This is a genomic window from Bacillus sp. RO1, assembly GCF_012524115.1.
Lineage (GTDB): Bacteria > Bacillota > Bacilli > Bacillales > Bacillaceae_I > Sutcliffiella_A.
The window spans coordinates 56,325-78,744 of record NZ_JAAZWB010000081.1; the positions used below are offsets into that span (position 1 = coordinate 56,325).

Annotated in this window: 25 protein-coding genes; 24 read left to right on the top strand and 1 reads right to left on the bottom strand. The window is 44.4% G+C overall.

The window, feature by feature from the left end; all coding sequences use genetic code 11:
* Positions 1-83 precede the first annotated feature (83 nt).
* Entirely contained in the window at positions 84-395 is a 312-nt protein-coding gene (locus HC179_RS13755) for a hypothetical protein (protein WP_148987205.1), read from the bottom strand.
* 339 nt (positions 396-734) lie between these two features.
* Between HC179_RS13755 and spoIIR the strand changes: the two genes are divergently transcribed.
* The 24 genes from spoIIR (at position 735) to HC179_RS13875 (ending at position 22,418) form a co-directional block, all read left to right on the top strand.
* Positions 735-1,439: a stage II sporulation protein R gene (gene spoIIR, locus HC179_RS13760; RefSeq protein ID WP_168864820.1), complete on the top strand. Its 705-nt coding sequence runs from the start codon at positions 735-737 to the stop codon at positions 1,437-1,439.
* Positions 1,440-1,502: 63 nt separating this feature from the next.
* The gene (locus tag HC179_RS13765; protein WP_168864821.1) at positions 1,503-1,958 is read left to right on the top strand and encodes a GNAT family N-acetyltransferase; all 456 of its coding nucleotides are present in this window, start codon (positions 1,503-1,505) and stop codon (positions 1,956-1,958) included.
* A gap of 343 nt (positions 1,959-2,301) precedes the next feature.
* On the top strand, positions 2,302-3,354 hold the full coding sequence (locus HC179_RS13770) for an L-threonylcarbamoyladenylate synthase (RefSeq protein WP_168864822.1): 1,053 nt from the start codon (positions 2,302-2,304) through the stop codon (positions 3,352-3,354).
* Positions 3,355-3,462: 108 nt separating this feature from the next.
* On the top strand, positions 3,463-4,017 hold the full coding sequence (locus HC179_RS13775) for a manganese efflux pump MntP (RefSeq protein ID WP_148987209.1): 555 nt from the start codon (positions 3,463-3,465) through the stop codon (positions 4,015-4,017).
* A 143-nt stretch (positions 4,018-4,160) separates the two neighbouring features.
* Entirely contained in the window at positions 4,161-4,589 is a 429-nt protein-coding gene (locus HC179_RS13780; protein ID WP_168864823.1) for a low molecular weight protein arginine phosphatase, read from the top strand.
* A gap of 64 nt (positions 4,590-4,653) precedes the next feature.
* A complete protein-coding gene (locus HC179_RS13785) occupies positions 4,654-5,943 on the top strand; it encodes a methyl-accepting chemotaxis protein (RefSeq protein WP_168864824.1) in 1,290 nt (429 codons plus the stop codon).
* Between the two features lie 135 nt (positions 5,944-6,078).
* Entirely contained in the window at positions 6,079-6,516 is a 438-nt protein-coding gene (gene rpiB / locus HC179_RS13790) for a ribose 5-phosphate isomerase B (RefSeq protein ID WP_168864825.1), read from the top strand.
* A 1-nt stretch (position 6,517) separates the two neighbouring features.
* Complete coding sequence (locus HC179_RS13795; RefSeq protein ID WP_168864826.1) at positions 6,518-7,081, top strand: TIGR01440 family protein; 564 nt, start codon at positions 6,518-6,520, stop codon at positions 7,079-7,081.
* A gap of 239 nt (positions 7,082-7,320) precedes the next feature.
* Positions 7,321-8,562: a serine hydroxymethyltransferase gene (locus HC179_RS13800; protein WP_168864827.1), complete on the top strand. Its 1,242-nt coding sequence runs from the start codon at positions 7,321-7,323 to the stop codon at positions 8,560-8,562.
* A 156-nt stretch (positions 8,563-8,718) separates the two neighbouring features.
* On the top strand, positions 8,719-9,348 hold the full coding sequence (upp, locus tag HC179_RS13805; protein ID WP_148987215.1) for a uracil phosphoribosyltransferase: 630 nt from the start codon (positions 8,719-8,721) through the stop codon (positions 9,346-9,348).
* A 277-nt stretch (positions 9,349-9,625) separates the two neighbouring features.
* A complete protein-coding gene (locus HC179_RS13810) occupies positions 9,626-11,941 on the top strand; it encodes a S8 family serine peptidase (protein WP_168864828.1) in 2,316 nt (771 codons plus the stop codon).
* A gap of 455 nt (positions 11,942-12,396) precedes the next feature.
* A complete protein-coding gene (locus tag HC179_RS13815) occupies positions 12,397-12,618 on the top strand; it encodes an AtpZ/AtpI family protein (RefSeq protein WP_168864829.1) in 222 nt (73 codons plus the stop codon).
* Between the two features lie 2 nt (positions 12,619-12,620).
* Positions 12,621-13,007: an ATP synthase subunit I gene (locus tag HC179_RS13820; RefSeq protein WP_168864830.1), complete on the top strand. Its 387-nt coding sequence runs from the start codon at positions 12,621-12,623 to the stop codon at positions 13,005-13,007.
* Positions 13,008-13,009: 2 nt separating this feature from the next.
* The gene (gene atpB, locus HC179_RS13825; RefSeq protein ID WP_168864940.1) at positions 13,010-13,762 is read left to right on the top strand and encodes a F0F1 ATP synthase subunit A; all 753 of its coding nucleotides are present in this window, start codon (positions 13,010-13,012) and stop codon (positions 13,760-13,762) included.
* 58 nt (positions 13,763-13,820) lie between these two features.
* Entirely contained in the window at positions 13,821-14,033 is a 213-nt protein-coding gene (gene atpE, locus HC179_RS13830; protein ID WP_060664615.1) for a F0F1 ATP synthase subunit C, read from the top strand.
* Between the two features lie 134 nt (positions 14,034-14,167).
* Positions 14,168-14,713, top strand: coding sequence for a F0F1 ATP synthase subunit B (gene atpF, locus HC179_RS13835; protein WP_168864831.1), 546 nt, complete (start codon positions 14,168-14,170; stop codon positions 14,711-14,713).
* The gene (locus tag HC179_RS13840) at positions 14,710-15,252 is read left to right on the top strand and encodes a F0F1 ATP synthase subunit delta (RefSeq protein ID WP_168864832.1); all 543 of its coding nucleotides are present in this window, start codon (positions 14,710-14,712) and stop codon (positions 15,250-15,252) included. Before atpF ends, HC179_RS13840 begins: the two co-directional genes overlap by 4 nt.
* Positions 15,253-15,270: 18 nt before the next feature.
* Complete coding sequence (atpA, locus tag HC179_RS13845) at positions 15,271-16,782, top strand: F0F1 ATP synthase subunit alpha (protein WP_168864833.1); 1,512 nt, start codon at positions 15,271-15,273, stop codon at positions 16,780-16,782.
* A 113-nt stretch (positions 16,783-16,895) separates the two neighbouring features.
* Positions 16,896-17,756: a F0F1 ATP synthase subunit gamma gene (locus HC179_RS13850; RefSeq protein ID WP_060664611.1), complete on the top strand. Its 861-nt coding sequence runs from the start codon at positions 16,896-16,898 to the stop codon at positions 17,754-17,756.
* A gap of 48 nt (positions 17,757-17,804) precedes the next feature.
* Positions 17,805-19,223, top strand: a complete 1,419-nt coding sequence (gene atpD / locus HC179_RS13855; RefSeq protein ID WP_060664610.1) for a F0F1 ATP synthase subunit beta — start codon at positions 17,805-17,807, stop codon at positions 19,221-19,223.
* Between the two features lie 25 nt (positions 19,224-19,248).
* Complete coding sequence (locus tag HC179_RS13860; protein WP_148987221.1) at positions 19,249-19,650, top strand: F0F1 ATP synthase subunit epsilon; 402 nt, start codon at positions 19,249-19,251, stop codon at positions 19,648-19,650.
* A 700-nt stretch (positions 19,651-20,350) separates the two neighbouring features.
* The gene (locus HC179_RS13865; RefSeq protein ID WP_010200369.1) at positions 20,351-20,725 is read left to right on the top strand and encodes an NADH-quinone oxidoreductase subunit A; all 375 of its coding nucleotides are present in this window, start codon (positions 20,351-20,353) and stop codon (positions 20,723-20,725) included.
* Positions 20,716-21,228, top strand: coding sequence for a NuoB/complex I 20 kDa subunit family protein (locus HC179_RS13870; RefSeq protein WP_010200368.1), 513 nt, complete (start codon positions 20,716-20,718; stop codon positions 21,226-21,228). Before HC179_RS13865 ends, HC179_RS13870 begins: the two co-directional genes overlap by 10 nt.
* 2 nt (positions 21,229-21,230) lie before the next feature.
* A complete protein-coding gene (locus tag HC179_RS13875) occupies positions 21,231-22,418 on the top strand; it encodes an NADH-quinone oxidoreductase subunit C (protein WP_168864834.1) in 1,188 nt (395 codons plus the stop codon).
* The last annotated feature ends 2 nt before the right edge of the window (positions 22,419-22,420 follow it).

The window sequence follows — 22,420 nt, forward strand, 5'->3', positions numbered from 1 at the left end:
ACCTTGCTTGCTACAGTGGATTTGGGCAAGGTGTTACCGGTTTTCGGTTGATGGAAGGGATACAGGTTCTTTTAAACCTAAATTTACGCTTCCATTATTGCTCCGTCTTCCTGTTGAGGTCTGGCAAGTGTCAGGCCTCTATTTGTTTTTTCTTCCACAAATTTCACAAATGCTTGGCGGATCTCTTCCTTCTTTTCCGCGGTGCACAGGTTGATTAATTGAGACAGGTTCGAATCATACGAAATGGTGCGATGATAATGATGGTAAAATGCTTTACCTGTCATCCAGCGACCACCTACCAAAATTTCAAACACGATAGGAATGCTGATGTGATTGAATGCACTCTTCATTTCTCCGATGCGGAATGCCTCAATATTGCAAGTGAACGATCTCATAAAGCCGATCTCCCTTTCTTAAAAAATACACAGCATAAAGTAACCCGTCCTGTACATATACCCTCATCCCTCAACCCCCAAACCTCAAAACTAGCAAACTACCAAAAACGAAGGTTAGGGGTTCGACGTGGAGAAAGAAAAACCTTTAGGGGTCTGACCCCTTATTTTTCGACAATCACAGAAGACCGCCCGCTGCATGGCGCCTTCGACAGGAGGGAGGGATCTCCTGCAAGGGTCTGACCCCCTTTTTTAAATTTTTTCTCTCTATTTTTTTGCATTTTAGTAGTTTAGGATTTTTGTTTTTTGCCTAGACTGTTTGCTAGAGGGGAGTTGGGGGAAATGTTGAAGAAAAATAAAATTACTTTATATATAGTGTTACTTTTTGTGGGGGCTTATCTTTCGCTTTTGGGAGAGCAGGCGACGGCTGGTGCGAATGTGAAGAATGGTGCGATGGTCATTCCGGATGAAGCGATTAGACTTCGTATTCTAGCAAATAGCGATAGTGAACAGGATCAGGAACTAAAAAGAAAAATTCGCGACCGTGTGAATGAGGAAATTACGGTTTGGGTGGAAGGATTGACTTCCATGGAGAATGCTCGCGAAGTAATTACTGGCAACATGGATCAAATCGAAAAGATCGTAGAAGAGGTAATGGCAGAGGAAGGCATGGTTCAAACTTATAATGTAGATTTTGGTAGAGTGGATTTTCCAACGAAAATGTACGGAAAGTTCATCTACCCTGCAGGAGATTATGAAGCGATTCTGATTACACTTGGAGAAGGTACCGGAGCGAATTGGTGGTGCGTATTGTTCCCGCCACTGTGCTTCCTGGACTTTTCAAACGGAGAAGCAACGGCAAGTCCTTTTGAGGAAGAGGAAATGGAAGGGGCCGGTGAAACGGCAGAAGTCACTGCTACAACGGCAAAGGCTGACACTCAAACGAACACACAGGACTTTCTAGTGGATGAAGAACCAGAAGAAGTGGAAGTGGAATTCTTTCTAGTAGAGCTTCTATCATCTCTATGGAATAAAATTACGGCTTAAGGTTCTACTTTTTCATCTCTCTCAATAGAGTAGTATTAGAAACTACTAGATGAGGTGAAATTAATGAAAGTATTACGATCAGCCACACAAGATGACCTTTGGGCATTGCAAGTATTTTTAAGAAGAGCAAATATAACTATCGTGGATTTGGAAGATAAGATAGAGGATTTTATCATTCTTGAAGAGGAGAATGAGGGGATTTGCGGGACCATTGGAATAGAAGAGTATGGAAATGCAGGGCTTTTGCGCTCACTTGTGATTGGTCCGTCCGTCAAGCAGTTTCAACTATTGCAAATGTTTGAGCATACCCAGCAGCATGCCAGAAAAAAAGGACTGGAGCATCTCTACTTAGTTACCAACAAAAATAACTTCATCCAATTTTTCGAACTGCTCAACTTTTATCCACAACCTATTCACACCGCACCACAAACCATGCTCGCATCCGACTTCTTCCAAGAAATCACCCAACAAGAAGGATGCACACTAATGGTGTGTGAGTTAAAGGGTCAGACCCCTTAGCAGTGAGGTAACGCATTAACGCATGGAGGGTCAGATCCCTTAGCAGTGAGGTAACGCATTAACGCATGGAGGGTCAGACCCCTTAGCAGTGAGGTAACGCATTAACGCATGGAGGGTCAGACCCCTTATCACCAAGCTAACGCATTAACGCACAGCGGGTCAGACCCCCTTTACCCCTTTATTGCTTTTCAATCCACATTACCCACAAAGTTATCCACGGTTTGGTGAGGTTTTATCCACAGTTTGTGGATAAGGCTTGTGTTATTTGTGGAAGTTCTTTATACTTTCAGGTGAAATGCTTACATATTAACATGTTAATAGATTGTAGAATGAGGGATAGTAAATGGAAACGAAATTATGGGCTGTGGATAAAGAAGAACCGATAACAAACAGTTATCCACAGATTAAGGAAGCTGCCAGCTTGCTGAAAGAAAATGAAGTGGTGGCTTTCCCAACAGAGACGGTATATGGTCTTGGGGCTAATGCCTTGTCAGATCAGGCTGTATTGAAGATTTTTGAAGCAAAGGGACGTCCTAGTGACAACCCGCTTATTGTGCATATATCTAAATTAGAACAACTAACTGAACTTGTGGATAACGTATCAGAGCCTGCCCGCAAATTAATGGATGCTTTTTGGCCAGGGCCGCTTACGTTGGTCCTTCCAAAGAAAGAGGGAGTTTCGCAATATGTGACGGCCGGCCTTGAAACGCTTGCTATCCGTATGCCGGATCATGCGGTGGCCAGGGCGTTGATGGAAGTTTCGGGACTTCCCCTGGCAGCGCCGAGCGCGAATTTATCTGGAAAACCCAGTCCTACTACTGCAAAGCATGTGGAGGAAGATTTAATCCACAGGATCGCCGGAATTGTGGATGGAGGGGCAACGGGTGTCGGGCTTGAGTCTACAGTGGTGGATTGCACGACAGAGGTCCCAGTAATCCTAAGGCCGGGCGGTGTAACGAAGGAAGAACTGGAGAAAGTGGTAGGTAAAGTGGACGTAGACCCTGCTTTATTTTCGCAAGAAGAGCAGCATAAACCTAAGTCGCCTGGGATGAAATACACGCATTATGCACCTGTTGCCCCGGTGTATCTGGTCGAGGGAAGCGAAAGTTTCTTGCAGCAAACGATCACAGATGCTCAACGAAAAGGTCAAAAGGTAGGGGTCCTCGCAACAAGAGAGACCATCGCACAAATAAAAACCACAGAAATTACTGCCGTTTCCTGCGGTACGAAAAAAGATCTTACCACCGTGGCGAGCCAATTGTACGATGGCCTACGCTCGTTTAATGCGACGGATGTGGACGTGATTTATAGTGAAACATTCCCCAGAACCGGAGTAGGTGCGGCAATTATGAACCGATTGGAAAAAGCCGCTGGACATAAGTTAATAAAAGAATAATGCAAAGGACCTCTGTAACAATGGGGTCCTTTTTTGTTCCAATTTTCCTTCTATTCCCGAAGGCTTGTGCATATCTTGAAGTAGACAAGTCCTAAGGGGAGGCAGAGCATGGGGATTACGTTTGGGGAATTTATGACACTATTATTGATGGCGATTGCGCTCGGGATGGATGCTTTTTCCGTTGGGCTTGGGATGGGCATGATAAAGCTGAGATTGCGACAGATCTTTTACATAGGGGTTACCATTGGAATTTTTCATATTTTCATGCCGCTTGGAGGAATGGCGGTTGGGAAGGTGCTGTCAGAGGAATTTGGCTCAATTGCGACGCTTATTGGAGGATTACTCCTTGTGTTGCTGGGCCTGCAGATGATGTTTTCTTCTTTTAAAGAAGAGGACGGGCCTATGATTTCCCCCGTTGGAGCGGGTTTGTTCGTATTTGCGCTTAGTGTGAGTTTGGATAGCTTTTCAGTGGGACTTAGCCTCGGGATTTACGGGGCGAGAACCTTGTTAACCATTTTGTTGTTTGGAGCGGTGAGCATGCTGTTGACGTGGATGGGGCTTATTTTCGGCAGAAAGTTGCAGGGGTGGCTCGGGTCTTACAGCGAAGCGCTTGGTGGCAGTATTTTACTAGGGTTTGGAATTAAGTTATTGTTTTTTGTGTGAAAATAAAAGGCCTGGAGCGGGTCTTTTTTTATTTTATCCTCTTAAAAAATAAATGGTTATGCCGACATAACTAGAGAGAGGGCCTTTATGACTATTTCTTCTTTCTTTTCGTTTATAATAAAAGGAAAAGGAGGAATCAGAAAATGAATGTTTTATTTGTATGTACGGGAAATACGTGTCGGAGTCCGATGGCTGCTGCGATCTTGGCAGGTCGTGACATAAAGGATGTCGAGGTTAAATCAGCTGGTGTATTCGCGATGCCAGGTAGTGAAGCATCCAGTCAGGCGCAGGAAGTGTTAAAAGAAAAGGGATTGCCGGCTGAGCATCAGTCTTCCCAGGTGTCGGATGAGTTGATTGAGTGGGCAGATTACATTTTCACCATGACAGCCCAGCATAAAATGTTGCTCGAAAACAGCTATCCAAACAGCTTGGGGAAAACATATACCTTAAAGGGATTTGCTAAGCAAAGTGGAGAAGTAATGGATCCTTACGGTGGTTCGGTCGAGACGTATCGCGCGACATTCGAAGAGCTTCAAAACGTCATAGAGTCCATAGTAGAAAAAATAAAATAGCGCTCATGCAGGCTGCCATTTGAGAGAGATTTCTGTGCGGACCATGCATGGAGGAGGAAGTACGATGGGGGAAAACGGGAAATATAAGTTTGGCTTACGCTACAAGCTCGTGTTGTTTACCACGATTTTAGCGGTCATCACGTATACGGTCAGTGGTTTTTTCATTTATTTTTTAGTAGATTATGTGGAAGGATTTATGGGGGCAAGCCTTTTCACTGTCCTTACATTGGTACTTGGAATTGTATGGTCCGGGATACTCGCTTTTTTTGCGGCAAGATATATTACGAAACCATTGCAACAACTTGAGGAGGTTGCTCAAAAAGCGGCAAATGGGGATTTATCTGAGGATGTACCGGTATCCAACTCGCGTGATGAAATCAGTGCGGTCGGGGATGCGTTCAACCTCATGTTACATAACCTGCGCGACATGGTGAAAACCATTAATGAAACATTTGAAAAAACGAATGAAAAAGTGGAAGAAATAAGCAGCGTATCCATGCAGGCTTCTGAGCAGGCAGAAAACATCTCTTATACGATCGAAGAGATTGCAAAAGGAGCCGAAAGTTCCGCAGCTTCCATTCAAGATACGGCAGAATCGGTGGAGGAAGTCATTAAAATTGCCGATGAAGTTCATGAAAAAGCAACGTCCTCCCAGCAGCTTTCTGAAGAAATGGTGAAGGACCTTGATGAAAGTAAGGAGGTTATCCACTCTCTTGTTTCTGGTATTCAGAAGCTTGCAGGTGAAAATCAGACGTCCTTAAAGACAGTGGAGCGCCTTGAAAAGAATGCAAAAGAAGTAGAAAATATCATCTCACTTGTTGGGGATATTGCTGGTCAGACAAATCTGTTAGCGTTAAATGCATCCATTGAAGCGGCGCGGGCCGGAGAGCATGGACGCGGTTTTGCAGTAGTTGCGGAAGAGGTCCGTTCCTTGGCAGATGAAAGTGCTAAAGCGGTGCAAGGGATCTCTGAACTGATCAAAAACATTCAAGAAGAAGTGAAAAACGTTGTAACGCAGATTACAGGGCAAGTGAAGGCGGCAAACTTGGAAGCTGAAAAAGGTACGGCAACGAATACGGTGATTGCGGAAATGACCAATTCTGTATTAGAGGTTGCGGCATCCGTTAAACAGATTGCAAGCCTTGTGGACCGCCAGATGGATAGTATCCAAACGACGGCACGTCAGTCTCAAGAAGTGGCGGCGATTGCCGAAGAAACCTCTGCTGGAGCGGAAGAAGTAACGGCCACCACCCAAGAACAGGCAAGCATGATTGCGGATGTTGAGAAAATATCCCAAGAGCTTGCGGGACAGGCGAGCAACTTGAAGCGCATGATATCAAGGTTTAAAGTGTAATGTGATTAGCTTGGGCATTTAGTTGCTCAAGCTTTTTTGTTGGCGAAAAAAGTCCGCGAACATCCCAATGGATTTTTTCGCTTTAGACGGGTAAGATGTACTTATAAAAGAATCATTCGAATAGGGGATGAAAATATGAGAGTGGCAATTGCTTCAGATCACGGTGGGATCAACATCCGTGAGGAAATTAAAGGATTATTAAAAGAATTGAACATAGAGTTTGAAGACTTCGGGTGTGAGTGTGAGACTTCCGTTGATTATCCAGATTATGCCCAGCCTGTTGCGATGAAAGTTGCAGAAGGTGAATTTGACCGCGGTATCTTAATTTGCGGAACAGGGATAGGGATGTCGATTGCAGCGAACAAAGTGAAAGGCATTCGTTGTGCGCTTGTGCATGATATGTTCAGTGCGAAAGCGACGCGCGAACACAATGACAGCAATATATTGGCGATGGGGGAGCGTGTCATCGGACCAGGGCTTGCCCGTGAAATTGCAAAGATCTGGCTGACAACAGAATTTGAAGGCGGCCGTCATGAAAACCGCGTGAATAAGATTCATCAGTTGGAGAAGTAAAATGATGCATTTAGAGTGGAAAGAACAGTTGCAGCAGATGCTAAATGACTTGCAGGATCAGGCAGGGTTAAAAAAGGGCCAGATTCTAGTGGTAGGTTGCAGCACAAGTGAAGTGATTGGAGAAAAAATAGGAACAGCGGGGACGGAAGGTGTCGCTGAAACACTTTTTGCTGTGTTGAATGAGTTTCGTAATAAAACAGGTGTCGATCTTGCTTTTCAATGCTGTGAACATTTGAATCGCGCGCTTGTAGTAGAACGAGAAACAGCATGTAGACGTGGATTAGATGAAGTAACAGTTATTCCGGTTAGGCATGCAGGTGGTGCTATGGCATCGTACGCCTATCATAAAATGGAAGACGCGGTGATGGTCGAACACATCAAGGCTGACGCAGGCATCGATATCGGGGACACGCTGATCGGCATGCACCTCAAACACGTCGCCGTCCCAGTGCGCAGCTCGGTTAAATCCATCGGCAACGCACACATCACCATGGCAAAAACTCGCCCCAAACTCATCGGCGGCGCCAGAGCAACCTACGAAATCCCCACAACAGAAACAAAATAAACAAAAAATGGGTCCGGCCTTCGACATGGATGACGAAAATCCTTTGAGGGTCTGACCCCTTTTCGTTATTTTTTATTTTCACGAAAGTTTTTCTAAGTAAGCGCTATCAATCTTCCTTTTCTGTTTCTATCTATTGTCCATCGTGATAAAATGGAGGAGGTAAAGGTTGAAAAGCCGAATGTAGTTGTTTTTTTAAACATATTAAATTTGATGTTCATACTTAAAGGGGGATTCCGAAAGTGAAATTAGCACAACAGGATCAGCAATTGTTTCAATCCATCCAGGATGAATTGGCAAGACAACGCACGAAAATTGAGTTGATTGCTTCTGAGAACTTTGTGAGTGAAGCGGTTATGGAGGCTCAAGGATCTGTACTGACGAATAAATATGCAGAAGGGTACCCAGGTCGTCGCTATTATGGTGGTTGTGAACACGTAGACGTAGCGGAGAACATTGCCCGTGACCGTGCGAAGGAAATTTTCGGAGCCGAGCATGCAAATGTTCAACCACACTCTGGTGCCCAAGCGAATATGGCGGTTTATTTTACCATTCTAGAACAGGGCGACACGGTCCTAGGGATGAACCTTTCCCATGGTGGCCATTTAACGCACGGTAGCCCGGTCAACTTCAGTGGTATTCAATATAATTTTGTGGAGTATGGAGTGGACAAAGACTCTCATACGATCAACTATGAAGACGTGGCAGAAAAAGCAAGACTGCACAAGCCAAAGCTAATCGTTGCTGGTGCAAGTGCTTACCCGCGCGCCATTGATTTCGCTAAATTCCGTGAAATCGCAGACGAAGTGGGAGCATACCTAATGGTCGACATGGCTCATATTGCCGGTCTTGTTGCAGCTGGTCTTCACCAAAACCCGGTTCCTTATGCGGATTTCGTTACAACTACCACTCATAAAACGTTGCGTGGACCTCGTGGTGGGATGATCCTTTGTAAAGAAGAGTGGGCGAAGAAAATTGATAAGTCCATTTTCCCAGGTCTTCAGGGTGGTCCGCTTATGCATGTAATCGCGGCTAAAGCTGTTGCATTTGGCGAAGCGCTACAACCGGCATTTAAAGACTATGCGCAAAAAATCATCGAAAATGCTCACCGCCTGGCAGAAGCACTGAAAAATGAAGGTCTTTCTCTTGTTTCGGACGGAACGGACAACCATCTTTTACTTGTGGACGTACGCTCTCTTTCCATCACAGGGAAAATTGCAGAGAAAGTGTTGGATGAAGTGGGGATCACGGTGAACAAAAACACGATTCCTTTCGATCCGGAAAGCCCGTTTGTAACAAGTGGTATCCGTATTGGTACGGCAGCTGTCACAAGCCGTGGCTTCACACTTGAAGATATGGATGAAATTGCGTCCATCATTGCCTTCACATTGAAGAATCATGAAGATGAAACGAAGCTGGAAGAAGCAAAAGAGCGTGTAGAAGCAGTTTCTGGAAAATATGAATTGTATCCTTCTTTAGGATAAAGGTGATTGGGAGAGAGGTCTGAGGTTAGACCTCTCTTTTTTGTAGAAAAATGACTTGAATCAATCCTGCTTTTTCTGTAGAATCAATGGAAGTGTGATTTGAGAGCCGGAAAAGTGATGAAAACCGGCTAGACATGATAAAAGGAGAGATTTCGAATGGCAAAAGTGTACGTATTTGATCACCCGTTAATTCAGCACAAACTTACATACATCCGCGATAAAAATACAGGTACGAAAGAGTTTCGTGAACTAGTTGATGAAGTGGCAAGTTTAATGGCATTCGAGATTACCCGTGACCTTCCGCTTGAGGAAGTGGACGTGGAAACACCGGTTTCTATTTCAAAATCAAACGTTTTAGCAGGGAAAAAGCTAGGAATCGTTCCAATCCTACGTGCTGGTCTTGGCATGGTAGAAGGGATGTTAAAGTTGATTCCAGCAGCAAAAGTTGGACATGTCGGCTTATACCGTGACCCAGAAACGCTTCAACCTGTTGAATATTATGTAAAATTACCATCTGATGTGGAAGAGCGCGACTTCATCGTGGTGGATCCGATGCTTGCAACGGGCGGATCTGCAATTGAAGCAATTCACTCCCTGAAAAAACGTGGCGCGAAAAACATTAAATTTATGTGCTTAATCGCTGCCCCTGAAGGTGTGGAATTACTTAAAGAAGCGCACCCTGACGTAGATATCTACATCGCAGCGCTTGATGAAAAGCTGAACGAAAAAGGCTACATTGTCCCAGGTCTAGGTGACGCTGGCGACAGACTATACGGAACAAAATAAGATAACTTTTGTAAGGCTGTTTGGAGATCGAGGGAGATCTTTGAGCAGCCTTTTTTACTGTTGTATATGGTAGAATATGGATTCTTGATAATTTGACTTGTTTATTTGTATACTTCTCCTGTTTATTTGACTAATTCCCCTGCCTTATTGACTAATTCAGCAGTTTTTTTGACTAATTCGCAAACCTCTACAATTAACCTATCGAATTTCCCGCACAATTCCACCCCATGCATAATCCCTCTCCAATAACAAATGCTACAAATCAGAGGTGAAGGACGTGAAATTAGGGAAAATATCATTTTGTATTGTACTTACTGTGCTGCTGGTGACAACAATACTAACGCAACCACTAAACAATACAACAGCAGCCACCACCACATTCATGAACGAACGCACAAGCGACTCATTACATACAAACAACATACCCAAATATCCAAAACGGCCGCCACTTCCGGTAAGCAAAGACAATGAACTGGAGGAACAGACGGTTATTTTAATCGTGGAGGAAAATAGCCAAAGCTCCGTGAAAAATCTAATACAACAACAATATCCCAACCTGAAGATAAAGCGGACTTATACGGCAGTCTTTAAAGGCTTTGCCATCCACGGACCGCTCAAAGATCTGGAAAAGCTCCAAAAGGAAAAAGGAATTCTTGAAGTTTCTCCTGTCACCAACTACACCCCTAATCTTGACGAAAGTGTGCCATTTATCGGCGGCGGAGAGAAGATGCACCGCCTCTTTGACAAGAAAGGAAATCGTCTCACAGGAAAAGGTGTGAAGGTGGGAATCATTGATACAGGAATTGACTACACGCACCCTGACCTTAGGGACAATTATGCAGGAGGATATGATTTTGTCGATGAGGACAATGATCCAATGGAGACGAAGAGATCTCAAGGAATGCCAACTCTTCACGGAACCCATGTTGCTGGGATTGTCGGGGCGAACGGGCACCTGCATGGCGTGGCGCCGGAAGCGGAACTAATTGCCTACCGGGTCCTTGGTCCAGGAGGGCATGGTTCAAGTGAGCACGTAATAGCCGCCATCGAGATGGCCATTCATGACAAGGTGGACGTGTTAAATTTATCTCTTGGAAACACCATAAACGGTCCGGATTGGCCGACTAGCCTGGCATTGAACAAAGCGGTAGAGCATGGGGTGGTGGCAGTCACTTCAAGTGGTAATTCCGGACCAAACCTTTGGACGGTCGGATCCCCTGGGACATCGTCTGAGGCCATCTCAGTCGGAGCCTCCACACCACCGCTTCACATCCCGCACCTGTCGCCTATGTTTTCTAAAAGAGAGATAGAGATGCTGCCGCTGCAAGGCTCGCTGCCTTGGGATTTTCCGACCAAGCCGATGGGTATGGTGTATGCAGGACTTGGAGAAGAAGAAGATTGGGAAGGTAAAAAAATCGAAGGGAAAATAGTGCTGCTCGAACGCGGCAAGATCCCGTTTTCCGAAAAGGCACATCATGCTAAGATGCGTGGAGCGGCTGGTGTAGTGATCTACAATAACCTTGAGGGCAATTTTACAGGAACATTAGAGGTTGCTATGGATATGCCGGTGGTCTCGATTTCCAAAGAAGACGGACTTTACTTAAAAAAGCATTTAAAAAGAAGTTTCTCCATGATAAAGACCACTTTCAAATGGCACAAAGATGACATTGCCAGCTTCAGCTCCCGCGGTCCGGTTACACACACGTGGGAGATCAAGCCGGATGTGGTGGCACCGGGTGTCGCGATAGACAGCACGATTCCTAACGGCTATCTCGCCCTTCAAGGCACAAGCATGGCCGCACCGCATGTGGCAGGGGCGAGTGCGCTCATCATTCAAGCTCATCCTGATTGGACGCCAGCACAGGTGAAGGCTGCCTTGATGAATACGACAAAGCCTCTCATAAAAGAAGACGGATCAAGTTATTCCGTATTGGAGCAGGGAACGGGACGCATCCAGCTTGAGGAAGCGATCCAAACGAACAGCCTCGTTTATCCTGGTTCCCTTAACTTTGGGATGCTAGAGAAGAAAGACACGCGAACGCAAAAAGAAGTTCCGATTACCATAGAAAACGTCTCGGACAAAGAAGTTACCTATTCTGTAGAAATACCAAAACAGCAAAATGGAGTGCAGTGGAAGACGCCAATCACCTTTACTCTCCAACCAAAAGAAAAACGTGATACAAAAATCACGCTAGACATCACTCCAAACCAGCAGAAAGCAGGGATGCACGAGGGGGAGGTCGTCGTGAACGCAAACAGCCAAAAGATTCGCCTGCCTTTCCTCTATATAATAGAAGAACCAAATTACCCGCGTATCATGGGCTTTCAGTTCGGCTATGGAGACAAAGAGGGAGAATATCAATATGAAGTGTATTTGCCAGAGGGAGCAGAGGAGCTGGGAATAGCCCTATACGAAGCAGATACGCTCCACTTCATCGACTATCTGGACTGGGAGCGGGACCTACCTCGTGGACTATATAAAAATCAGATCCCGGCAGACCGTGTAAAAGTGAAGGGGCTTGTGAAGGCAGTAGTCTTTGCCAAGAAGCTGGACAAGGAAGATACCGTGGAAGCGGATCTATACTTTGAGTGAACCGGGCTGAGATGAAAGGCACGACGACTCAAATGGGCCTGTGTGCCTGTCCACTCGCCCCAAAGAGACATTTTTGTCGAACCCTGTCAAGCAGCACAACCTGAAACAACCGAATAGTCACATAATGTTCACAATCGACAAACTTAACCTATATGTCATATGTGATAAAATAATGTTATACAACAGCCGAATGAGGAAAACTGTTCATCATTTGGCTGTTTTTTACTGGAAAAATACATAGCGGAAAAGCTGGTTGAAAGATAAATCTTACCAATGAAAAGAATGTCGATTTTTCCTTAGAACACATTGACATTGACAAAGTGCTATTGTATGCTTACAAAGGGTATAAAATGATAGGGTTTTCATAGGTTATAAAAACCAATTTTATACATATTTAGCATCGATTTATCAGCAAGACCTCTAAACTTTACCGCATGTAAAACGGGGTGTTTTCTATGGAAGATAAACGCCGCCCATTCCAAGCAATGGCTTTGATGTCCGGAATCCTTTCCTACTTAGTTGGTCCCACCTTAGTCGGATTATTTGCAGGAAGATGGCTGGATGGAAAAATTGGTACAGAACCATTGTTCCTTATTATTGGACTTCTTTTAGGACTAGCAGCTGGTGTAATAGGAGTATTATACCTGGTCCAAAAATTCTTCTCAGGAGAGTCATAAATATGCCCGAATCAACCGAACAGTTTATGAGGCATATGAAGTATTTCTTATTTTTTCTTGCCTTTTTTGTATTAGGTTGGGGAATCACCCCATACCAAGATTGGTTCCTAGGTTTGATCCTCGGGACGGTGATAAGCATTTACAGCCACTGGTTGCTGCATAAGAAAGTGAAGAGATTCACGGAAGCGGTTGCCGAGGGACGCAAAGCTGTCACATTAGGTTCTTTTTCAAGAATGGCCGCCGCAATTCTCGGAGTGGTCATCGCTATGAGATATCCGGAAACACTGAATCTCTACGGCGTCATCATAGGGATTATGACATCCTATATTGTCATTATCATAGATTCATTTGTAACACTCTTTAAAGCAGTGGGGAAGAGAGGTGAGTAGTGTTGGGTCACAGTGCTCCTATAGCGACACTTGATTTGTTTGGTTATGACCTTCATTTCAACTTGTCGAATATTATGATGACTATTATAACAGCCTTAGTCGTGTTTCTTATTGCAATACTTTGCACAAGAACACTTGCTTTGAGACCTACCGGAGCCCAGAACTTTATGGAATGGTTGGTTGACTTTGCAAAAGGTATCATTAACAGTACCATGGATTGGCAGACAGGGGGCAGATTCCTTTCATTAGCTCTGACCATACTTATGTATGTGTTCGTAGCAAATATGCTAGGGTTGCCATTTGCGATCATTCTTGGGGATGAACACACTTTATGGTGGAAATCGCCGACAGCAGATCCTGTTATTACGCTTAGTCTCGCGGCAATGGTAGTAGCATTGACGCATTATTATGGGATTAAGATGAAAGGCTTTAAGGAATACGGGAAGGACTTCTTCAAACCGATGGCGTTCTTATTCCCACTTAAGATCATTGAAGAATTTGCTAACACATTAACGCTTGGTCTGCGTTTATACGGGAACATCTTTGCAGGGGAAATCTTGCTGGGATTACTTGCGGGACTGGCAGTTAACGGTTATCAAATGGGCTTCATGTCCGGAATCATTGGAACAGTAGTTGCAATCATTCCTATGTTAGCTTGGCAAGCCTTCAGTATTTTCGTTGGTACCATCCAAGCATTTATCTTCACCATGTTAACAATGGTTTATATGGCACACAAAGTGAGTCATGACCATTAATTTATAAATCTTTATTAACCAAAAAAAACTTTTCTTAATCATAAGGAGGAAATTATCAATGGGTCTTTTAGCAGCAGCGATTGCAATTGGTTTAGCAGCACTTGGAGCAGGTATTGGTAACGGATTAATCGTAAGTCGTACAGTAGAAGGTATCGCTCGTCAACCTGAGCTTAAATCTACTCTTCAAACTACAATGTTCATCGGGGTAGCACTAGTTGAGGCTGTTCCAATCATCGCAGTAGTTATCGCGTTCATGGTTATCGGTGGTTAATTAACTGCCCGAATAATTCTTAGCTTCAATAATGGCGAAGTCCGTCTCACACGAGAACCTTCGCCTTTCCTTTAGTATGAACTATTTTTTAAAAAATCTAGCCAAGGTGCCCTTTAGGTGCTTGTGCTTTTCTTATGTATTCCTCGAAGGGAGTGAAAGCATTGTATAGCTTAGATCACTTAGTGCTTGGTGCAGGATTCCTAACTTTAGGAGATGCACTATTCCAGTTAATCACATTTTTAATCTTACTATATTTCCTTAGAAAATTTGCTTGGGATAAGCTTGTTGGAATGATGAAGCAACGTGAAGATCACATTGCAAACGAAATTACAGCAGCTGAACAAAGTAATGTAGAAGCGAAAGCTCTTGTAGAAGAGCAAAAGGCTCTTTTAAAAGAAGCTCGCACGGAAGCTCAGGCTTTAGTGGAAAGCGCGAAAAAGATTGCAGAAGATCAAAAAGCAGATATCGTAAGAGCTGCTCAAGAGGAATCTGCACGTCTTAAAGAAGCGGCAAGAAAAGAAATCGTTCAGGAAAAAGAGCAAGCAGTTGTTGCCCTTCGTGAACAGGTTGCATCCTTGTCCGTATTAATCGCTTCTAAAGTGATTGAAAAAGAACTAAACGAAAAAGATCAGCAGAAGCTTATCGATGATTACGTGAAACAGGTAGGCGAAGTGCGATGAGCAAAAACGGAGTAGCAAAGCGTTATGCATTGGCTCTTTTTGAACTGGCAAAAGAAAACAATCTTTATGCACAGTTTGATGCAGAGCTTGCAGAAGTAAAACAGGTGTTCTTGAACAACAAGGAACTTGATGTTGTCCTGAGCAACCCGAAAGTACGCAAAGACTCTAAAAAGCAGATCGTCCGTGAGGCATTTGCTTCCGCATCACCATTTATCGTAAACACGTTACAGCTTTTAATAGACCGTCACCGTCAAGGTATCGTCGTGGATATGATTGACGAGTACAAAGCACTTTCTAATGAAGCCCTTAATGTGGCAGACGCGAAAGTGTACTCTGTTCGCGCCTTAACGGACGCAGAGCAGGCTCAACTTTCCGCTGTATTTGCAGCAAAAGTTGGGAAAGCTTCTTTAAACATCAGCAATATCGTAGATCCATCCTTAATCGGCGGCTTGAAGATTCGCATTGGCAACCGTATTTTCGATGGAAGTGTTAGTGGAAAATTAGAACGTCTTGGACGTCAACTTACAACGAATAGATAGTAGATAGGGGTGAAATTCATGAGCATCAAAGCTGAAGAAATTAGTGCGCTGATAAAAAAGCAAATCGAAAACTATCAGTCTGAAATCGAAGTTAGCGATGTTGGTACTGTTATCCAAGTTGGGGATGGTATCGCTCGTGCTCATGGTCTCGACAACGTCATGGCTGGAGAGCTAGTTGAATTTTCTAACGGAGTTATGGGTCTTGCCCAAAACTTAGAGGAAAACAACGTCGGTATAGTAATCTTAGGACCTTATACTGAAATCCGCGAAGGCGATGCAGTTCGTCGTACAGGCCGTATCATGGAGGTACCGGTAGGTGAACAACTTATCGGCCGTGTAGTAAACGCATTAGGACAACCAGTTGATGGATTAGGTCCAATCGAAACAAACAGAACTCGTCCAATCGAAGCACAAGCTCCTGGTGTTATGGATCGTAAATCCGTTCATGAGCCACTTCAAACAGGTATCAAAGCGATCGACGCTCTTGTACCAATCGGACGTGGACAACGTGAGTTAATTATCGGAGACCGTCAAACAGGTAAAACATCTGTTGCGATCGATACGATTCTTAACCAAAAAGACCAAGACATGGTGTGTATCTACGTTGCCATCGGTCAAAAAGAATCTACAGTTCGTGGAGTAGTAGAAACTCTACGTAAGCACGGTGCACTTGATTACACAATCGTTGTAACTGCATCTGCATCTGCACCAGCTCCAATGCTATTCTTAGCACCTTATACTGGAGTAACAATGGGTGAAGAATTCATGTACAACGGCAAGCACGTTCTAGTTATCTATGATGACTTAACAAAGCAAGCTGCTGCATACCGTGAACTTTCCCTACTTTTAAAACGTCCTCCAGGGCGTGAAGCATATCCTGGTGACGTATTCTACCTTCACTCTCGTTTACTCGAGCGTGCAGCGAAACTTAGTGATGCAAAAGGCGCTGGATCCCTAACAGCTTTACCGTTCATCGAAACACAAGCTGGTGACGTATCTGCCTACATCCCGACAAACGTTATCTCCATCACTGATGGACAAATTTTCTTACAATCAGACCTATTCTTCTCCGGTGTTCGTCCTGCGATCAACGCTGGTCTTTCCGTATCTCGTGTAGGAGGATCCGCTCAAATCAAAGCGATGAAGAAGGTATCAGGTACATTGCGTCTTGACCTTGCATCTTACCGTGAGCTAGAAGCATTCGCACAATTCGGTTCTGACTTAGATAAAGCAACTCAAGCAAAACTTAACCGTGGTGCTCGTACGGTTGAAGTACTTAAGCAAGGCTTGAACAAGCCACTTAAAGTAGAAAAGCAAGTTGCAATCCTTTACGCTCTTACAAAAGGTTTCATCGATGATGTTCCTGTCCAAGACGTAACTCGTTTCGAAGACGAAATGCTTACTTGGTTAGAGCACAACCGTAAAGAACTTTTAGAAGAAATCCGTACAACTAAAGGATTACCAAGCGACGAAGCGATGGCTGAAGCAATCAATGCTTTCAAAAAGACTTTCGTAGCTACTGAAAAGTAATAGATCGACATAGTGAGTTACACCATGCGATGGAGGAACCCGAACCAACCTTCGATTCCTCCTTTCCATGTGTCTAACCACTCTGAATAGGGTTAAAAAGGTGGTGAAATCCTTTGGCATCATTACGCGACATAAAAACGAGAATTACCTCGACGAAGAAGACTAGTCAAATCACAAAAGCCATGCAAATGGTTTCCGCATCGAAACTAAATCGTGCTGAAACAAATGCAAAAGCTTTCAATCCTTATATGGATAAAATCCAAGAGGTTGTGGCAAGTATCGCACTAGGAAGTACCGATGTATCGCATCCAATGCTAGAAAGCCGTCCGGTAAAACGTACTGGCTACATCGTAATCTCCTCTGACCGTGGTCTTGCAGGTGCCTATAACAGTAACATCTTACGTACGGTTCATCAGACGGTTCAAAAACGTCATAAGTCTCAAGATGAATACGCAGTAATTGCCATCGGACGAATCGGCCGCGACTTTTTCAGAAAGCGTAATGTCCCTGTATTCTCCGAAATTACTGGTCTAGGCGACCAAGTATCCTTCTCAGACATCAAGGATATTGCGAATCGTGCAGTCAGCATGTACGCGGATGGAACGTTTGATGAGTTATACGTGTATTACAACCACTTTGTAAGTGCAATCTCCCAAGAAGTAACAGAGAAGAAGCTTCTTCCTCTTACTGACATTGCACCTACATCCAACAAGATTACATCCTATGAGTTCGAACCTTCCCAAGAAGGTATCCTTGAAGTATTGCTACCGCAATATGCGGAAAGCCTGATTTACGGTGCATTACTAGATGCAAAAGCAAGTGAGCACGCTGCTCGTATGACAGCGATGCAAAGTGCGACAGATAACGCGAAAGAGCTTATCCAAGGCCTTACACTTTCTTACAACCGTGCCCGTCAAGCAGCAATCACTCAAGAGATCACTGAGATTACTGCGGGAGCTTCGGCTTTGGAATAGAACGTACTTGAATCAAAATTTTGCAAAAGTAAGTTAGGAGGGAATACGATGAAAGGTCGCGTTACTCAAATCATGGGTCCAGTTGTCGACGTAAAATTCGACAGCGGACATCTTCCTGAAATATACAACGCTCTTCATATTAATCATAAAGCTCGTAGCGGAAATGAAGTAGATATTACTTTAACGCTTGAGGTTGCTCTTCACCTTGGAGACAACACTGTGCGTACAATCGCTATGGCTTCTACAGACGGTGTCGTTCGCGGCATGGAAGTAGAAGATGCTGGTCACCCTATCTCTGTACCAGTAGGTGACGTAACACTTGGTCGTGTTTTCAACGTACTAGGAGAAAACATTGACTTAGATGCTCCAATCCCAGCAGGTTCTCGTCGTGATCCAATTCACAGACAAGCTCCTACATTCGAACAGCTTTCAACAGACGTTGAAATCCTTGAAACTGGTATCAAAGTAGTAGACTTACTTGCTCCTTACATCAAGGGTGGTAAGATCGGTCTATTCGGTGGTGCCGGTGTAGGTAAAACGGTTCTTATCCAGGAATTAATCAACAACATCGCACAAGAGCACGGTGGTATCTCCGTATTCGCAGGTGTTGGTGAGCGTACTCGTGAAGGAAATGACCTTTACCACGAGATGACGGATTCTGGCGTTATCAAGAAAACTGCCATGGTATTCGGACAAATGAACGAGCCGCCTGGAGCACGTATGCGTGTTGCACTAACAGGTCTTACAATGGCAGAATTCTTCCGTGATGACCAAGGACAAGACGTTCTATTCTTCATGGACAACATCTTCCGTTTCACACAAGCAGGTTCTGAGGTATCCGCCCTACTAGGACGTATGCCATCTGCCGTTGGTTACCAACCGACACTTGCTACTGAAATGGGTCAATTACAAGAGCGTATAACGTCTACATCTGTAGGTTCTGTAACGTCTATCCAAGCGATCTACGTTCCTGCCGATGACTACACGGATCCGGCTCCAGCAACAACTTTCGCTCACTTGGATGCAACAACGAACCTTGAGCGTAAACTTTCCGAGATGGGTATCTACCCAGCGGTTGACCCTCTAGCTTCCACTTCCCGTGCATTGGCACCAGAAGTAGTTGGAGACGACCACTATGCAGTAGCGCGTGAAGTGCAATCCACTTTACAACGTTACAAAGAACTACAAGATATCATTGCTATCTTAGGTATGGATGAGTTAACGGATGAGGATAAATTAACCGTTCACCGTGCTCGTCGTATCCAGTTCTTCTTATCTCAAAACTTCCACGTAGCCGAGCAGTTTACTGGACAAAAAGGTTCTTACGTTCCTGTTCAGGAAACAGTTAAAGGATTCAGAGAAATCCTTGACGGCAAATACGACCACCTTCCTGAAGATGCATTCCGTCTAGTTGGACGCATCGAAGAAGTAGTGGAAAAAGCGAAGCAAATGGGTGTAGAAGTTTAATTAAAGGGACCTAGGAGGGAATGAAATGAAGACATTAAAAGTCAGCGTAGTTACTCCCGATGGCCCGGTTTATGAATCAGACGTAGAAATGGTAGTAGCCCGTGCTCAAAGCGGTGAGCTGGGAGTTCTACCAGGACATATCCCGATGGTTGCTCCACTTCAAATCGGCGGCGTTCGCATGAAAAAAGGCGACAAAACCGAACAAGTGGCAGTAAACGGAGGCTTCCTAGAAGTGCGTCCTGATAAAGTAACGATCCTTGCCCAAACTGCAGAAGCAGCAGAGCAAATCGATCTTACACGTGCAGAAGAAGCAAAAAAACGCGCCGAGCAACGACTACAGTCCAAAAAAGACGACGTCGACTACCGCCGCGCAGAACTTGCCCTTCAACGCGCAATCAACCGCATCAACGTAGCCAAAAGAGGGTAACAATACCCTGTAAACATAAGAATGTGAAAACCCCCTCTCTTCAGAGCAGACGTGCTTTGGAGGGTGGGGGTTTTTGTGTTGATATTAGATGAGTTGATTGTTGTTTAGTAGTTTGTTGCTTTAAAGAGATGAAGAGGGGTCTGACCCGCTGTGCGGTGATGCACTAAAGGATCTATGCCATAATACCTCTATAATGGATATATTGCTTTTACAATGGATAAAAGTCTCTTAACAATGGATAAATCGAATTTAGAATGGATATAAAATTTTTACAATGGATAAAACCACTTTAACAATGGATAAGTATATAATAAGTATTTTTTATCGACCGAAATGCACGTATATAATACCGATTTTTAACCGTTTATGTGAACCTCGCTTCAAAAGACAACCCCCACTTACCTCTTTTGTAACAAAACACCATCCGGTAACCCTAAATCCGTGTGACCCAACAGTAACCAATTACGCTTTTAATAAAAACAAGGTAATTGAACTTTGAACTAAACGTCTCCCACTGTTCCCTAAAAACAAAACTTCACCCCTCACCGAAACAATTCCCTTCGCCTCCCTAAAAACAATAGCCATAATAAGGATATCTCCTGTCGACACCGATATGGGTATTTGATATAATTGTTATCGGTTACAATTTTAAATATTGTGAGCAGTCTGAAAATGAAGAGAGACTTCGGAGGGGGCGGGCATGAATCTACTAAACTTATATCAAAATAACTATTTGATAGTGGTTGTATTCTTGGCTCTAGGGGTATTACTTCCGGTCGTGGCGCTTGCTATTGGACGTGTTTTGCGTCCGAATAAGCCATCAGCAGCCAAGCAGACGACCTATGAAAGTGGAATTGATCCCTTTCATGATTCACGTGTTCAGTTTAATGTTCGTTATTACATATTTGCCCTGTTATTTGTCATTTTCGATGTGGAGACGGTTTTCCTTTATCCATGGGCGGTGGCATATGAGAAGCTGGGGATTTTTGCACTGATTGAAATGCTTATTTTCGTAGTTTTATTACTGATCGGATTAATATATGCATGGAAGAAGAAGGTGTTGAAATGGATCTAAATCTAGAGAGTATCTCACCAGAGGAAATGGAAGAGCTGAAACAGACGGTCTTCCTGACAACATTGGAGGAGCTGAAAGCGTGGGCACGCAGCAATTCTATGTGGCCGATGACATTCGGTCTTGCTTGCTGTGCGATCGAGATGATGGGTGTAGGCTCGTCCCATTATGACCTCGACCGTTTTGGGTCCTTTTTTAGAACATCTCCGCGTCAATCCGACTGCATGATTGTGTCTGGTACCGTGACAAAAAAGATGGCACCCGTGTTGAAGCGCTTGTATGATCAGATGCCTGAGCCGAAATGGGTCATTGCGATGGGGTCCTGTGCGACTGCAGGTGGTCCGTATATCAAATCCTATGCCGTTGTAAAAGGTGTGGACCAAATTGTACCTGTAGACGTGTACATACCGGGTTGCCCTCCAAATCCAGCGGCTCTTATTTATGGAATCAACAAGCTCCGCGAAAAAATTCGATATGAAGCCAAGACAGGGAAGCAGGTGATCTAGCAGTGAGCGATGAGAAAAGCCTGGAAGAAAAAAAGAAAGAGGCCGCAGCCAAAGCAAAAGCTGCCGCACTTGCAAAATTAGAAGCAAAAAAGAAGATGGAAGCAAAGGCTTCTAAAGATAAAGAGGAACCATCAGAAGAAACGAATAATCCGGCTGACAATGAAATGAAAGAATTAGCCAAAGCAAAAGCTACTGCAGCTAAGGAATTAGCAAAAAAGAAAGCAGCAGCCGCAGCTAAAGCGGCAGCAATCGCGAAACAAAAAGCTAGAGCCGAAGCCTCAGACGGAGAAACAGACTCCTTGAAGGATTCCTCCGTCACTGATGATGCAAAAGAGCTAGCGAAGAAAAAAGCAGCCGCCGCAGCAAAAGCAAAGGCTGCCGCACTTGCCAAACAAGCTCGGGAGAAAGGTGAAGCAGCCGCCGCAGAGGGTGACGATACTAAAGCAAAAGCCATTGCAGCAGCGAAAGCGAAAGCCGCTGCAGCAGCCAAGGCAAAAGCCGCAGCACTCGCCAAACAGCAGCGTGAAGGCATAGCGGAGTCTGCTCAATCGGACTCTGGCGCAGAAGACCTGCAGGACGAAAAAGCAAAAGCGATCGCTGCAGCCAAAGCGAAAGCAAAGGCCGCAGCCGCTGCAAAAGCCAAAGCTGCCGCAGCCGCAAAAGGAGCAACATCAACTGCATCAGAGGAATCAGAAACACCAGCAGCACCATCACCAAACCAGAAATACCTCGATAAATACGTAAAAGTAATCAACGACAACCTCGGAGAAAACACCTTAGAAGACGCGTACATCAACGCGTTATCAAAAGATGTCCCGACGCTTGTCGCAAAACCAGAGACCTATTTTAAAGTGGCTTCATTCCTGCGCTACAATGAGCAGCTGACGTTTGAATATTTGTCGGAAATGCACGGGACGGATTTTGAAACGCATATGGAGATTTACAACCATCTGTATTCTTATAAGAACAAGCAGTCCGTGGCATTGAAGGTGAAAATAGATCGAGAAAATCCTGTCATCCCTTCCATCCAACCAATTTGGGAAGGGGCAAACTGGCCGGAGCGGGAGACATACGATCTTCTTGGGATTCAGTTTACAGGACATCCGAATTTGACGCGCATCATGATGCCGGATGATTGGGTCGGTTATCCGTTGCGCAAAGATTATGAGCCGTACGATGTGGAGGTGTAGCA

Excerpts from the sequence above, each read along its gene's own strand:
- atpA (WP_168864833.1), top strand. The coding sequence starts at position 15,271 with ATGAGCATCAAAGCTGAAGAAATTAGTGCGCTGATAAAAAAGCAAATC.
- HC179_RS13755 (WP_148987205.1), bottom strand. The coding sequence starts at position 395 with ATGAGATCGTTCACTTGCAATATTGAGGCATTCCGCATCGGAGAAATG.
- HC179_RS13765 (WP_168864821.1), top strand. The coding sequence starts at position 1,503 with ATGAAAGTATTACGATCAGCCACACAAGATGACCTTTGGGCATTGCAA.
- HC179_RS13860 (WP_148987221.1), top strand. The coding sequence starts at position 19,249 with ATGAAGACATTAAAAGTCAGCGTAGTTACTCCCGATGGCCCGGTTTAT.
- atpF (WP_168864831.1), top strand. The coding sequence starts at position 14,168 with ATGTATTCCTCGAAGGGAGTGAAAGCATTGTATAGCTTAGATCACTTA.
- HC179_RS13785 (WP_168864824.1), top strand. The coding sequence starts at position 4,654 with ATGGGGGAAAACGGGAAATATAAGTTTGGCTTACGCTACAAGCTCGTG.
- HC179_RS13775 (WP_148987209.1), top strand. The coding sequence starts at position 3,463 with ATGGGGATTACGTTTGGGGAATTTATGACACTATTATTGATGGCGATT.
- rpiB (WP_168864825.1), top strand. The coding sequence starts at position 6,079 with ATGAGAGTGGCAATTGCTTCAGATCACGGTGGGATCAACATCCGTGAG.
- atpE (WP_060664615.1), top strand. The coding sequence starts at position 13,821 with ATGGGTCTTTTAGCAGCAGCGATTGCAATTGGTTTAGCAGCACTTGGA.
- HC179_RS13865 (WP_010200369.1), top strand. The coding sequence starts at position 20,351 with ATGAATCTACTAAACTTATATCAAAATAACTATTTGATAGTGGTTGTA.
- HC179_RS13815 (WP_168864829.1), top strand. The coding sequence starts at position 12,397 with ATGGAAGATAAACGCCGCCCATTCCAAGCAATGGCTTTGATGTCCGGA.
- HC179_RS13870 (WP_010200368.1), top strand. The coding sequence starts at position 20,716 with ATGGATCTAAATCTAGAGAGTATCTCACCAGAGGAAATGGAAGAGCTG.
- HC179_RS13795 (WP_168864826.1), top strand. The coding sequence starts at position 6,518 with ATGATGCATTTAGAGTGGAAAGAACAGTTGCAGCAGATGCTAAATGAC.
- HC179_RS13770 (WP_168864822.1), top strand. The coding sequence starts at position 2,302 with ATGGAAACGAAATTATGGGCTGTGGATAAAGAAGAACCGATAACAAAC.
- spoIIR (WP_168864820.1), top strand. The coding sequence starts at position 735 with ATGTTGAAGAAAAATAAAATTACTTTATATATAGTGTTACTTTTTGTG.
- upp (WP_148987215.1), top strand. The coding sequence starts at position 8,719 with ATGGCAAAAGTGTACGTATTTGATCACCCGTTAATTCAGCACAAACTT.
- HC179_RS13820 (WP_168864830.1), top strand. The coding sequence starts at position 12,621 with ATGCCCGAATCAACCGAACAGTTTATGAGGCATATGAAGTATTTCTTA.
- HC179_RS13840 (WP_168864832.1), top strand. The coding sequence starts at position 14,710 with ATGAGCAAAAACGGAGTAGCAAAGCGTTATGCATTGGCTCTTTTTGAA.
- HC179_RS13780 (WP_168864823.1), top strand. The coding sequence starts at position 4,161 with ATGAATGTTTTATTTGTATGTACGGGAAATACGTGTCGGAGTCCGATG.
- atpD (WP_060664610.1), top strand. The coding sequence starts at position 17,805 with ATGAAAGGTCGCGTTACTCAAATCATGGGTCCAGTTGTCGACGTAAAA.